11 protein-coding genes and 1 tRNA gene are annotated in these 13537 nt (G+C 65.7%); 6 read left to right on the forward strand and 6 right to left on the reverse strand.

Annotated elements, in window-relative coordinates; genetic code table 11:
- Positions 1-50 precede the first annotated feature (50 nt).
- Positions 51-2117 (reverse strand): [FeFe] hydrogenase, group A, encoded by a 2067-nt coding sequence (locus ACZ7GB_RS08185; RefSeq protein WP_472158248.1) that lies wholly within the window; start codon positions 2115-2117, stop codon positions 51-53.
- A 159-nt stretch (positions 2118-2276) separates the two neighbouring features.
- Between ACZ7GB_RS08185 and ACZ7GB_RS08190 the strand changes: the two genes are divergently transcribed.
- The 5 genes from ACZ7GB_RS08190 to ACZ7GB_RS08210 all read left to right on the forward strand — a co-directional run bounded on the left by ACZ7GB_RS08190 (position 2277) and on the right by ACZ7GB_RS08210 (position 5351).
- Positions 2277-3125, forward strand: coding sequence for a COG3904 family protein (locus ACZ7GB_RS08190; RefSeq protein WP_472158249.1), 849 nt, complete (start codon positions 2277-2279; stop codon positions 3123-3125).
- A 56-nt stretch (positions 3126-3181) separates the two neighbouring features.
- A complete protein-coding gene (locus ACZ7GB_RS08195) occupies positions 3182-4075 on the forward strand; it encodes a lytic transglycosylase domain-containing protein (protein WP_472158251.1) in 894 nt (297 codons plus the stop codon).
- A gap of 68 nt (positions 4076-4143) precedes the next feature.
- A complete protein-coding gene (locus tag ACZ7GB_RS08200; protein WP_274963130.1) occupies positions 4144-4611 on the forward strand; it encodes a GNAT family N-acetyltransferase in 468 nt (155 codons plus the stop codon).
- Between the two features lie 42 nt (positions 4612-4653).
- Positions 4654-4730: transfer RNA gene (locus ACZ7GB_RS08205), tRNA-Arg, on the forward strand.
- A 147-nt stretch (positions 4731-4877) separates the two neighbouring features.
- A complete protein-coding gene (locus ACZ7GB_RS08210; RefSeq protein WP_083078996.1) occupies positions 4878-5351 on the forward strand; it encodes an outer membrane lipoprotein in 474 nt (157 codons plus the stop codon).
- A gap of 48 nt (positions 5352-5399) precedes the next feature.
- Here ACZ7GB_RS08210 and ACZ7GB_RS08215 read toward each other — a convergent pair whose 3' ends face one another.
- The 5 genes from ACZ7GB_RS08215 to ACZ7GB_RS08235 form a co-directional block, all read right to left on the reverse strand.
- Entirely contained in the window at positions 5400-7238 is a 1839-nt protein-coding gene (locus ACZ7GB_RS08215; protein ID WP_472158252.1) for a heavy metal translocating P-type ATPase, read from the reverse strand.
- 132 nt (positions 7239-7370) lie between these two features.
- Positions 7371-8666, reverse strand: a complete 1296-nt coding sequence (locus ACZ7GB_RS08220) for an MFS transporter (protein ID WP_472158253.1) — start codon at positions 8664-8666, stop codon at positions 7371-7373.
- A gap of 119 nt (positions 8667-8785) precedes the next feature.
- Positions 8786-9775, reverse strand: a complete 990-nt coding sequence (locus tag ACZ7GB_RS08225; RefSeq protein WP_472158254.1) for a PAS domain S-box protein — start codon at positions 9773-9775, stop codon at positions 8786-8788.
- Positions 9776-9916: 141 nt separating this feature from the next.
- A complete protein-coding gene (locus ACZ7GB_RS08230) occupies positions 9917-10816 on the reverse strand; it encodes an HAD-IIA family hydrolase (protein ID WP_348638977.1) in 900 nt (299 codons plus the stop codon).
- Between the two features lie 116 nt (positions 10817-10932).
- On the reverse strand, positions 10933-11715 hold the full coding sequence (locus ACZ7GB_RS08235) for a DeoR/GlpR family DNA-binding transcription regulator (protein ID WP_472158255.1): 783 nt from the start codon (positions 11713-11715) through the stop codon (positions 10933-10935).
- Between the two features lie 181 nt (positions 11716-11896).
- Between ACZ7GB_RS08235 and ACZ7GB_RS08240 the strand changes: the two genes are divergently transcribed.
- Entirely contained in the window at positions 11897-13534 is a 1638-nt protein-coding gene (locus ACZ7GB_RS08240; RefSeq protein WP_472158257.1) for a Na/Pi cotransporter family protein, read from the forward strand.
- The last annotated feature ends 3 nt before the right edge of the window (positions 13535-13537 follow it).

Consider the following 13537-nt stretch of genomic DNA (forward strand, 5'->3'; position numbering starts at 1 on the left):
ATTTGTGACCTGTCTTCGCCCGCTGCGCGGAAAGCCTGCGCAGGAGAGTGTCACAGGACAGTGCGCGTCAGTTTCCGGATCACCATCTCCGACTGACCGCCCAAGGTGCTCAGCTCCAGATCGAAGCGGCTGCGGCTCCCGTCGGGGGCGAGGACCGTGAGATCGTTGATATCCGAGGCGCGCTCCATCTGGTGGCGCGTATATTTCGCGCCGCGCAGGTTCGGTGGCAGCTTCGCGTTGATGAGCCCCGCGATCTCGTCCGCACCGGTCAGCACGCCGAAGGGAGAGGCGGTCGACCAGACCCCGTCGGGATGAAACAGCTTTGCGGCCGCCGCACCGTCGCGCCGGTCCACGCAATCCAGAAAGCGCATCAGCAGCGAGCGCTCGGAATGTCTGGCGGCGTAATGGGTGTGGAGCAGACGATGCGCCGTCGGGGAGTTCGGCGCGCCCAGTTCCGAGGCATAGAGCGCCTGCACATCCGCATTCTCATAGGAGCGGCGGCGCGGCGCCTTCGCATCCACACTGTAGATTGCCTTGGCGCGTTTTTGCAGAATATGCGGGTCCATGGATTTTGGTTCGCCGCCGCCGCCGAGGCAGCCGCCGACGCAGGCCATGACTTCGATCGCGACATAGTCGTCGCGCCAGGCCTCGTCTTCCAGCATGCGCTGGGCCGAGGCGATCCCGTTGCACACGGCCACGGTGCCGACGCCGGGAATGGTCGCGGTTTTCACGCCCTCACGGACGCCGCGCAGCGCCTCCCATTCCAGCGGCAGATCGTGCTCGACCCCTTTGAAATGCGCAGCCGTGCGGACCATCGCCTCCATGACGCCGCCGGAGGCGCCGAATATCTGGGCGGCCCCGGTGCTTTCGCCCAGCGGGCTGTCGAATTGCCCGTCCTCGGAGAGCGCCCCGAACGGGATGCCCCGCGACCGGATCATCCGCGCCAGCTCTCGGGTCGTGAGCACATGATCCACATCGCCGGAGATGCCGGGGCGCTGGGCCTCGTCCTTCTTGGCGGTGCAGGGCATCACGCTCACGACATAGGGCTCGGTTTTGCCGTCCGCGAAATCGGGCCCCAGAGACCGTGCAAAGCGGCCCCGTTTGGCGATCGCGCCATGCATCTGCTGGGGGGATTTGGTCGTGCTCAGATGCGGTAGAAGATCGGGACGGTTCAGCTCGACCCAATTCACCCAACCCGGACAGCAGGAGGTGAAAAGCGGCAACTTCGTCCCGGCTTCGAGCCGCGACAGCAGTTCGGTGCCTTCCTCCATGATCGTGAGATCGGCGGCGAAATTCGTGTCGAACACGTAATCGAACCCCAAAAGCCGCAGCGCATTGATCAAGCGCCCCGTGCTGACGGTGCCCGGTTCCAGCCCGAATTCCTCGCTGATGGCGATGCGGGTCGCCGGGGCCACCTGAACGACGGAGACGCGCCGATGGGCGTCGAGCGTTTGCAGCACCGCGTGCCAATGGGGCGCCTCGATCAGCGCGCCAACCGGGCAGACAAGCGTGCACTGGCCGCAGGAGATGCAATTGGTCTGCGACAGCGGCACGTCGAAGACCGTGACAGGGCGGCGGTCAAAGCCGCGATTGGCGAACCCGATGACATTCTGGTTCTGCACGCTGTCGCCGCAGACCTCCGCACACAACCCGCATTCGATACATTTCGACAGGTCGCGCCAGATGCTGGGGGAGGTGTGATCACTCGCGAGCTCTTCCGAGGCGGCGGGCGCCCCGGCGGGCATCTTCGGCCAACGCTCCTCCCACTGGTTCTCATGGACGAGGCGCTGGAGCTGGCACGCCCCGTTCACCTCACAGCGCATGCAGTCATTGGGGTGGCGCGCGAGCAGCCATTGCGCATCGGCTTTCCGAAAGGCCGCCAGCGCCTCGGTGTCCGTCGCCACGACATCGCCCTCCTTCGCCAGAGTGCGGCAGGCCGGTTGCGGATTATGGCTGCCCTCGATCTCCACGAGGCACATGCGGCACACGGCATGGGCGGGCAAGCCGGGGTAATAGCACAGGGTCGGGACATGGATGCCAGCCTGCTTCGCCGCCTCCAGCAAGCTGGTGCCGTCATCGACTTCGACGTGCCGCCCGTTGATCGTAAGCGTGATCATGCGAAGGGACCTCCCGTCTCATTAGTATAGCAGAGGCATGGCTCGCGGCAGAAGTCCCGCCTTCGGCCCGCCCGCAGTCGCGTCCTTTCCAGCAGTTTCCCAATTTTCGGGTCAGTCGTGCTACACTGAAAGCCGATGGTGCTCGAAAGGACGACGTAAATGGCCCGAGCCACCCGGATATTTCAGCCTGCCTCACACTGGGGTCTCGGCAGCTACTGGCAGGGCGACTGCCCGCCTTGGGTCGCGCTCGTGGTGGTGCTGATCGGCGGACGGTTGGCTGTCGCCGAGCTGTGGCAAGCCATGTCGTCGCCGCTCTTGATGCCGCTTTTCGCGTTGCTGTTCCTCGCGGATATGACACTGGCGCTGTGGCAGCTGGTGGGGGCGTGGCGCAGCCTGTCGCATTGGATCGATGCGCGGGCGCGGGGGCATGTGCTGCTCGCGGGGCGCGTGGCGGTGGTGGCGGTCGCGGTTGTGACGGTGACCCATGCGCTCGATCAGGCCGCGCGGCAGACCACTGCCCTGGCGCCGATCGCCTACGCGGGTCCGCAGCCGCTGGAGGTGCGCAACGGCGTCGCTTATCTGACCGGTGATATCGGCTACGATCTTCTGGCGCGGTTCGAGGCAACCCCGGCGACGGGCGTCTCGGCGGTCGATCTCGACAGTGCCGGCGGGCAGGTCTTCGCCGCGCGGGCGCTGGCGCAACGCGTGCTGGCGCGGGGGCTGAGCACGCAGGTGACGAGACGCTGCTATTCCGCCTGCACGCTGATCTTCATGGCGGGCGCGCATCGCGATCTTGGCCCGGAGGGCACGCTGGGCTTTCACGGTTATAGCTTGAAAGCCTATCCGCTGCCGATAGACGTCGCGAAGGAGGAAACGATCGACCGGGCCTTCCTGCGCGATCGGGGCGTGAGTGCCAGCTTCTCCACACGCGCCTTCGCGACACCGCATCGCGATATCTGGCGCCCGGACCGCGAAGTGCTGGCCGCCGCCGGTGTGCTGCGCGACTAAGGCTCGGCCTCGACGTCGCTCTGGCGCCATGCCGGAATTCCCGCTAATTTTCAGTGATGAAAACCCTCCTCTCAGCCCTGTTTTTCTGTGCCCTCGCGGGGGCGCTGAACGCGCAGCCTGCGCGGGCGATGATCGGGCCTCCGGCGCCCGATCTGCGCTGCACCGAGGACGGGCGCCGCTGCATCGGGTTGAAAGATTATTTCGCCGATACCTGCGGGCTTATCGAAAACGCGGCGCAAGAGGCGGGGATCGACCCGGGCTATTTCGCACGGCTTCTCTGGCGCGAAAGCCGGTTCGATCCGGCCGCGATCAGCCCGGCGGGGGCGCAGGGGATCGCGCAGTTCATGCCCGGCACGGCGCGGCTGCGCGCGCTTGCCGACCCGTTCAACCCGGCCGAAGCGATCGAAGCCTCGGCGCGCTATCTGGCGGAGATGGCCGCACGCTTCGGCAATCCCGGCCTCGCGGCGATCGGCTATAACGGCGGCGAGGACCGTGCGGCGGGGTTCATCGCCAAGACCGGCGGGCTTGCGGGCGAGACCCGCGCCTATGTGCGCGCGATCACCGGCCATTCCGCGGAGGCTTGGCGCGACACGCCGCCCGAGGAGGTGGATTTCCGGCTCGATGGGAAGACGCCTTTCCTTGCGGCCTGCACCAAATTGGCGAAGGGCAGGGCGATCCGGGAGTTCCGCGATCCTGTCCCGCCCTGGGGCGTGATCGTGGCCGCCGGGCGCACCCAGAGATCGGCTGAGGTGTTCGGGAAACGGGCCGCCGCGCGTCATTCCGGCGCGATTGGTGACGCCAAGCTGCGCTTCGTGCGCGCGGTGATGCCGGGTTTTGGGCGGCGCGCGCAATACACGGCGCAAGTCCCGGCAGGTTCGCGCAAAGAGGCGCTGGCGACCTGCGAGGAAATCCGCGGGCAAGGCGGGTTCTGCAAAGTCATCCGCAACTAAGGCGTTTTCGCGCTGGAGGCTCGCGCGCGCCGCGCCTAATCTGCCGCCGACACGGATGAGGACGCCCCATGGAAGACACGATCGAAATCGCGCGCGAGACCCCGCTGGGCGCGGATCTTGCAGAGCTTCACGCCCGCCACACGGCGGCGATGCACGAAGATACGCCGCCCGAGTCGATCCATATGCTGCCGCCAGATGCGCTGGCTGCGCCCGGCATTTCCTTCTTCGTGATGCGGCAGGCGGGGCGCCCGGTGGGCATGGGCGCGCTGAAGCGCATCGCGCCCGATGAGGGCGAGATCAAATCGATGCATATCCTCTCCGAGATGCGCGGGCGGGGTCTCGCGCGGCGGATGCTCGAGCAGCTGATCGACGCCGCGCGCACTGACGGCATTGCGCGCCTCTATCTCGAGACCGGATCGCAGGACTCCTTCGCCCCGGCGCGCCAGCTCTACCTACGGGCGGGCTTTGCGGAATGCGGGCCCTATGTCGGCTACCAGCCCGATCCGAATTCCGTCTTCCTGATGCGCGCGATCTGAACTTGCACCGCGCGCGCCGATCGCGCATTTAGGGGGCCACGCGGTCCCTTAGCTCAACTGGATAGAGCAGCTGACTTCTAATCAGCAGGTTCGGGGTTCGAGTCCTCGAGGGATCGCCAAAATCCTCGCTTCTTGCGACGCGGCCTCCGCCTGCGACTTATTCAACCTCATTGTCCGAAAACAAGGAAACGCGCTCTGAATCGCGGCAAGCTTCTTTTACGCCCGGATGTCAAAGACATGCGGCGGAGCTACCATGGAGGTTCAAAATGCGTATTTTTCTTCTTGTTCTGCCTGCGGCGCTGAGCGTTGCCGCCTGCAACCCGACGCCGGGTCCCTATGCGAACGGTCCCTATACCGGTCCGGGTCCCGGCCCGCGCACCACCTACAGCTATGACAGCATCGAATATGGTCGCATCGTTTCGGTGCAGCCGGTCACGATGCGCCGCACCAGCGACGGCGACCAGATCGTCGGCGCGGTCACGGGCGGCCTCGTCGGCGCGGTGATCGGGCACCAGTTCGGCTCCGGAACCGGCAAGGACGTGATGACCGGCGCGGGCGCGATCGCGGGCACAATTATCGGCAGCAACGTCGCCAGCCAAGGCGGCACCTACACGTCCTATGCGTGGACCGTGCGGCTCGACAATGGTGGCTCGATCACCGTCATCCAGATGTCGAACCAGTTCCGTGTCGGCGACAGGGTGAGCGTCGTGCGCAGCGGCAATCAGGTCTATCTGCGATAACGCCACTGGGCACAGGCTTGAGTGAGGGTGCGACGTCGTTTTGCGTCCTCACTTGGGCCTGATCCTAAGGGCGCGCAGGGCGTTCAGGATCACGGCAACGTCGATCGCCTCCTGCAAGATGGCGCCCTCCACCGGCGTGAGGTAGCCATAGGCGGCTGCGATCATGCCCAGCACGGAGAGGCCGATCCCGGCGGCGACGCTCTCGAAGGCGATCCGCCGCGAGGATGCGGCGATTTCGATGCCCGCGCGCAACTGATCGATCCGGTCGACGAGAAGCACCACATCGGCCGCTTCGGCCGAGGCGGCGGCCCCGCGCGCGCCCATGGCGACACCGACATCTGCCGCGGCAAGCGCGGGCGCGTCGTTCACGCCATCGCCCACCATCATGACCGGCCCGTGCTTGCGCTCGGAGAGCACGAGGAGAACCTTCTGGTCCGGTGTGAGCCCTGCGCGCAGCCCGTCGAGGCCGAGCCCCTCGGTCACGCGTTCGGCCACATCGGTCCGGTCGCCGGTGGCGAGCAGAATCCGTTCGATCCCCTCGTGGCGCAGCCCGTCGAGCATGGCGCCCGCATCGTCGCGCAGCGGATCGGCCATCACCAGATGCCCGGCCATGCGCCCGTCCACGGCGACCGCGACGAGAACCGCCCCGGCGGCCATCGTCGGGTGATCGCCCGGTTTGCGCCCGACACGTGCCGCCACGAAGTCGTCGCCACCCACGATGACCTTGCGCCCATCGACATGGCCCACGACGCCTTCGCCCGCGATTTCCGCCACATCCGACGGGACAGGCAGGGTGAAGCCGCGCTCTTTCGCGGCGGTGACGATCGCCTGTGCCACCGGGTGTTTCGAGGCCTGATCGAGGGCTGCGGCGAGGCGCAGGATCTCATCCTCCTCCATCCCGTCGTGGCTATCGATGGAGACGATCTGCGGGCGGCCTTCGGTCAGGGTGCCGGTCTTGTCGAGGACCAGCGTGCCGATGCGCGCCATCGTCTCGAGCGGTCCCGCCCCCTTGATCAGCACGCCGTAATGCGCCGCGCGCGAAAGACCCGCCACCAGAGCGACCGGCACTGCGAGGATCAGCGGACAGGGGGTGGCGACCACGAGAACCGCGACGGCCCGGATCGGGTCTCCGGTGAACCACCACGCCGCGAAGGCGATGGCGAGCGTGACCACGAGAAAGCCCAGCGACCAGCGATCCGCGAGGCGCGACATCGGCGCCTTGGAGGCCTGCGCTTCCTCGACCAGCCGGACGATCCCGGCATAGGTACTGTCCTTCGCAGGCCGCACTGCCAACAGATCGAACGCCTCACCTGCATTGGTCGAGCCGCTCATTATGTCGGCCCCATGCGCCAGACGTACCGGCAGAGACTCCCCGGTCAGTGCCGATGTGTCCAGAAAGGCCGTCTCGGAGGCCAATGTTCCGTCCACCGGCACCACGTCGCCTTGATGGATCAGCAGCCGATCCCCGGGGGCGATCTCGTCGAGTGGGATATCCTCCAGCCCGCCATCGCGATGCCGGGTCGCGGTCCGTGGAACACGCGAGAGAAGGTCGTGCATCTCGCGCCGGGCGCGGCCTTCGGCGAAGCTCTCAAGAAAGGTGCCGCCGGAATACATCACCGCGACGACCGCCGCGGCGAGGGTCTCGTCGAAGACAAGCGCGGCGGTCATCGAGAGCGCGGCCACGATATCCAGACCGACTTCGCCGCGCCGGAGGCTGCGGGAGATCTCAAAGACAAGCGCGGCGAGCGTGGGCACGACGCCGATGATCCAGCTGGCTTTCGCCAAGGCGTCCGCGCCAACCGCCCAGAAGGCGAGGCCCACCACCAGCGCCGCTACGGCGAGCGCGAGGAGGGCGAGTTTCAGACGGTCGGTTCCGCGCTGTTCCATCCGGTCTGTGGTCCTTCTGCACGTCTCACTGTCGGTGGCGCCTCACATCTCCAAAGCGTGCGCGCCGTCACCGTGATAGCGCATCCCGGTGATCGGTCCAGCCTCCAATTCGGTTTCGCGGGAGTGCTTCGGTCAGCGCAAGGGCGCGCGACTGCGATCGGGAGTGAAGACGAGCGCGATCACAGCGATCAAACCCGCCACGAGCATGTAAAGCGCGGGGGCGGTGACCATGCCGGTCGCGGCGATGAGGCTCGTGGCGATCATCGGCGTGAGGCCTCCGAAAATGCCGAGGCCGATATTGAAGGCGACGGAATAGCCCGAGAGCCGGTCCCGCTCGGGGAACATCTCCGCGAACAGGGCGGGGCCGGAGCCTAGCGGCACGGCCAACAGCAGGAAGGTTACCGCATGTGCGACGACCACGGGCAGCCATGCGCCGCCCGACACGAGCATCCACTCGTGCAGCGGCCATGCGACAAGTGCCAGCAACCCGATCGCCAGAGCGATCCAGACCCGGCGCGTCACCCACCGGTCGCCCACGATTGCCGCCAGCGGCATCGCGGGGATCACGAGGACCGTCATCGCGGTATTGATCAGCAGCGCCGTGTCCCGCGCCATCAAGCCTTGGCCGGATAGCCACTCCGGAAGATAGACGAAGGCGATGTAGTAGCAGGTGCCGTAACTGGCCGCGAAGGCCACCGCCAGAAGCGTTTCCCTGCGGTTCGTCGTGAAGGCTTCGAGCAGGGGCGATGTGTCGTCGCGCCCCTCCTGATGCTGCTGGAAATGCTCTGATGTGTGCAGGTTGCGGCGGATCAGGATCGCCACCGTGCCAAGGACCGCGCCGCCGAGGAAGGGCAGGCGCCATGCCCAATCTGCAAGCGTCTGCGCATCGAAGAGGTTCGTCACGAGCGCCGCCGCCCCGACCCCCAGTAGCGAGCCCGACATGGAGCCGATATTGGCCCAGCTCCCCGTCAGGCCGCGTTTCTTCAGGGGCGCGGTTTCGACAAGATATGTGGCCGAGGACGAGAACTCCCCACCGACCGACAGGCCCTGCAGCAGCCGCACCAGAACCAGAAGCGCCGGCGCCAGAACGCCGACCTGCTCATAGGTCGGCAATATGCCCAGAAACAGCGTCGGCATAGCCATCATCACGACCGAAATCTGCATCGTGCGCGCGCGCCCATAGCGGTCGCCGAACCAGCCGAACACCGCTGCGCCAAGCGGGCGCATCAGGAAACCGGCCGCGAAAATCCCGTAGGTCGCGATCAGGCCCGCGGTCGGGTCGTTGGACGGAAAGAAGACCGGGGCGATGACGCCTGCAAGATAGCCGTAGAGCGCGAAGTCATACCATTCGACCACGTTGCCGATGAAACCGGCCATGATCCGATGCCGAAGCTCCGCCGGTTTTGCTGTGCTTCCGTCCGGTGCCATGGGGCGAGCCTCGCGATTTTCTTTTTATCTTCGCGATATAGGTAGCCTTTTCTTCGGGCCGGACGCAAATCGTGGCCCAACAGCCTCGGACCGCAGGTGCAGCTCCGCGCCCGGCGGTCTCACGGCATCTGCGCTACCATGGTCAGATCGAGATCCAACGCCGCGACCAATCCTTCTGGCGTGAAATCGCGCGAGAAGCTACCGCCTAGCGAGGTGGACACGGTGAGCCGACAAAGCGATGTGCCGAACCCTTTGTTTTCGTCCTTGCCGGATCCCGCTTCGGTGATGCCGGGCTCTTTCCATGCAAGCCTGAAGCGCCCGTCCTCGATCTCCGCGCTAATCTCGACGCCGTGGCCGCTCTGCGACAGGCCCCCATATTTCACCGAATTCGTCGCAAGCTCGAAGAGAACGAGGGTCAGCGGCGTGATCGCAGCAGGGCGCACCTGAATATCCGGAAGCGAGGTCTGGACGCTCGCCCCTTCGCTGAAGGGTTTCAGGATGGTGCTGACGAGATAGGACAGCGGCATGCCATCGGGTTGTTCACCCGAAGGGTCGTTCACGGTCATCGAGTTGAGCGACGCGATCGCGTGAAGGCGGCTGCGCATCTCTCTACTGAGTTGCTCCGCGCTGTCCGCCTGTCGCGCGGCAACGGCAATCAGCGACGCGGCCACCGCGAAGGCATTGCCGACCCGGTGGCGCATCTCGGACAGCAGCAACCTTTGCTGCTCCGCCAGTTGATGCTGCAAGGTGATGTCGCGTGCGATCTTCGACGCGCCGACGACTTGGCCATCGGCGTCGCGCACGGGCGAGACGGTCAGCGACACCGGAACGGGGCTGCCGTCCTTGCGCTGCCGGATCGTTTCGTAATTGGCGATCCGCTCGCCGCGCCGCAGACGGGCGATGAAATCGACCTCTTCATCCATCCGGTCGTGGGGAAAGATGATCGTGATCGGCTGACCGATGGCTTCTTTGGCAGTGTAGCCGAACAGGTTTTCCGCGCCGCGATTCCAGCTCAGGATGATGCTGTTGAGGTCCTTGGTGACAATCGCATCTTCCGAGCCTTCCACGATCGCAGCCAAGTGCTGTTGGATGCTTTCTGGTGAGTCCATGACAGGTCTGGCCTCCGTGCTCCTCGGGGGACACACATACTAAAAGGTGCATATCAAGTATAGCCCATCGCGGTCGGGGCGGGAGCGCGCGCGATGGCTTTGAAAAATCACATCATTTCGCCGGGGTCAGCGGTGGTGCGCTCACGGCCGTTCCAGAACGAAATCCGGAACGATGCCGCAGGAGGAGATGGCCGCCTGCGCGTCCTCGCCGCCGAAGAAACCGTATCCCGCGATCAGGGCAGAGCGGATTCCGGTCGCCTGTGCGCCGAGAATGTCGGTGTGCAGGCTGTCGCCCACCATCAGCACGCGCGCGGGATCGACCGGACCGAGACGCGCGAAGGCGATGTCGTAGATATTGGTGAAAGGCTTGCCGTAGAACTCCGGCGCCACACCCGTCGCATCGGCGAGCCTATGCGCGAAGTGACCCGGCTCCTGCGAGAAACCGACCTCACGGGGGGCGACGATATCGGGATTGCCGACCCAGACCGGGCGCGGGTTGTCGCGGATGGACGCTTCGAGCAGGTCTTGCCGCTCTTCGGTCCAGTCCGCCGCGCCGATCAGCAGGAAGCCTTCGGCCGCGTCATAGGCGGCACGGTCTTCAGCGAGCCATGTGACGTCGAACTGATCCAGCTCGTCATCGCCCGTCGTTTGGCTCGCCATCAGGCCCCAGGCCCGGGCAGGCGCTTCGCGCAGGGCTGCAACGAGAGCGGTGCGACTGGTGACGACATCCTCGGGCGCGAAGTCATAGCCGAGCCGTGCGTATTTCCGCATCAGGCTGTCATGCGGGACGCCCGCCGCGTTCGACACGACCATCACCCGCTTGCCCTGCGCTTGCAGCGCCGCGACGCGCTCGGGCGTGCCTTCGATCGCGGTCTCGCCGATATTGAGCACGCCGAACGCATCGAGCAGGAAGACGTCGAACAGATCGGCAAGTTCCGAGAGATCGCGGGCCATCTGGCTTGTCGTGCCCGCGCCCGGGGAGGGCAGTCGATGGCGCGCGCGCTCATAAGCTACGAGCGCTTCCTGCGCTGTCATTGTCATCAGAGGGTCGTCCCTTGCACCTTCGCCGATATCCGTTCGCTTACCACTACTGCAGCAAGGATCACCAGCAGGTTCAGGCGTGCGGCGCGCTGGCATTCCTGCCCTTGTCAGAGGTGTCACTTCGCGAGTAACACCTCCACGGCGTTCTCGCGCAGCGCCTCTTTCAGATCGGCGGGCGGCGCGCGGTCCGCCACCACCGAGGCGAGCGCGTCGAGCGTGGCGGCGCGGGTGAAGCCGTGAATGCCGAATTTCGACCCAAGGATCAGCAGCATTCCGGCCTGCGCCTGCGCGAGCATAACGCGCTTGATCGCGGCGAAGCCCGGAATGGTCTCGGACACGCCCTCGGTCGAGAGCGCCGTGGCCCCGATCACTGCGCGGTCGACGTGATGGCGCGACAGGAATTCGAGCGTCTCTTCGCCCACGACCGCCGATTCCGTCGGCAGGTAATTCCCCGGGGCAAGGATCACCTCCGCCCCCTCGCTTCCGCCCAGAAGCATCGCGATGGGCAGGGAATTGGTGATGACGCGGCAGGGCGTGCCCGCCATGGCGAGAAACCGGGCCATCTGCTGCGTGGTCGAGCCGGAGTCGATCATCAGCGTCTCGCCGGGCGCGACCTGTGCTGCAGCCATGCGCCCGATCCGCTCGCGCTCCTGAAACTGGTCGCGTTCGCGCTCGTCCAGCGTCGGATAGTGACCCGGATGGGGGCGCGAGGCACCGCCATGCGCGCGGTCGATCAGCCCCTTCTCCTCGAGCGCATCGAAATCGCGCCGGATCGTCTCCGTTGAGACCCCGAACCGCGCCGCGAGTTCCGAGATCCGCAGATGGGGGCGCAGCTTCAACTCGAACAGGATCTGCTCGCGCCGGTCGCGTTTGCGCAGTCGCTGTCCCTCTTGTTTCACGCTCGCATCCATCGCTTTTCCCGAAGGTGAGAAAACTCACCGAACCTTAAAATTGATGTGGCCTATGTCGCATAAATTCAAGAAAAATGTTGCGAACCCCACATTTTGATGCAGTTTAACGGGGTAGAACCGCGTGGCCTTGGAGGACTTCCGAAGCCAAACGCGGGATTTGGGAGAGCTTATGATCTATTTCCTGATCAATCTCGCGGGCGCGGTGGCGCTGCTGCTCTGGGCGGTTCGTTTGATCCGCACCGGGGTCGAGCGCGCCTTCATGGCCTCGCTGCGCCAGTTCCTGCGCCGCACGGCCGGGACGCGGATCAGCGCGATGGCTGCGGGGACGGGGGCGTCGATGCTGCTGCAAAGCTCGACCGCCGTCGCGATCCTGACCGCCGGTTTCGCCGCGAGCGGGACATTGGCCGCCGTGTCGGGCGTGGCGCTGGTGCTGGGCGCCGATCTGGGCTCGTCGATCGTGGCGCAGATCCTGCTCTCGCCGATCCATGTTCTGGTGCCCGCGCTTCTCGTGATCGGGGTGACGCTGTTTCTCAAATCAAAAGCCCGCCGTCCGCGCCAAGCGGGGCGTATCTTCGTTGGTCTGGCGCTGGTGCTGCTCTCGCTCGGTCTGATCGGCGAGGCGACGGCGCCCCTTCGCGACAGCGAACTGGTAGACGCGGTGCTGACCCGGCTGGGCAGCGATCTCGTCTCGGCCTTCGTCCTCGGGGCGTTGCTGACTTGGGCGATGCATTCCTCGATCGCGGCGGTCTTGATGTTCGTGACTTTCGCGGGGCAGGGCCTTTTGCCGGGGACGGGCGCCGCGGCGATGGTGCTGGGCGCGAACCTTGGCGGGGCGATCATCCCGGTGATGCTGACGCTGTCGGCCGATCCGATCCCGCGCCGCATCATGGTCTCGAATTTCGTCCTGCGTGGGGGTGGAGCTGCACTGGTGCTTATCGGTCTGATGGCCTTCCCGCATGCGCTCGATTTTCTGGGCGCGACGACAGCGCGGCAGGTGATCAACCTGCATCTGGTCTTCAACCTCGGCGTCGCGATCCTGTCGCTCCCGCTGATCCCTGGGGTGTTGCGCCTTGCCGAGGCGGTCGTAGTCGAGCGCAAGGATCTGTCGCCCTCCCGGATCACCGCGCTCGATGAAAAGGGGCTGGGGGACGCGGGTCATGCCCTTGGCAATGCGGCGCGCGAGTTGCTGCGCATGGGCGAGCAGGTCTTGGAGATGCTGCAGCCGGCGCTCGGTCTTTTCGTCCGTTGGGACCCGGAGGTCGCCGCCCGCATCAAGCGCAACGAGAGCGAAGTCGATCGGATGCATTACGAGATCAAGCTCTATGTCGCGCGGCTAAACGAGACGCGGCTGAGCACCGAACAATCCCGGCGCGCGATGGAGATCGCGATGGTGGCGAACCATCTCGAGGATGCGGGCGATCAGATTTCGACCAATCTTGTCGATCTCGCGCAGCGCATCCACGAACGCGGCCTGACCTTCTCGGAAGAAGGGCTGCGGGAGCTGACCGATTTCCATGACCGCGTCACTTCGAACACGCGTCTGGCCCTAAACGTTTTGATGTCGGGGGAGATCGACGATGCGCGCCAGCTCGTGGAGGAGAAAGACCGCACCCGCGCCGCCGAGGCCGAGTTGCAGGCGGCCCACCTTGCGCGGCTGCGCGCGAATAACAGCGCCTCGATCGAGACCACGAATATCCATCAGGAAACCGTGCGCGCGCTGAAGCAGATCAATACGGACGTGACCTATGTCGCCTATCCGATCCTCGAACAGGCAGGCGATCTGCGCGCGACGCGCCTGACCGGGTGAGCT

It is taken from the genome of Thioclava sp. PTB-PU3-1 (assembly GCF_055666785.1).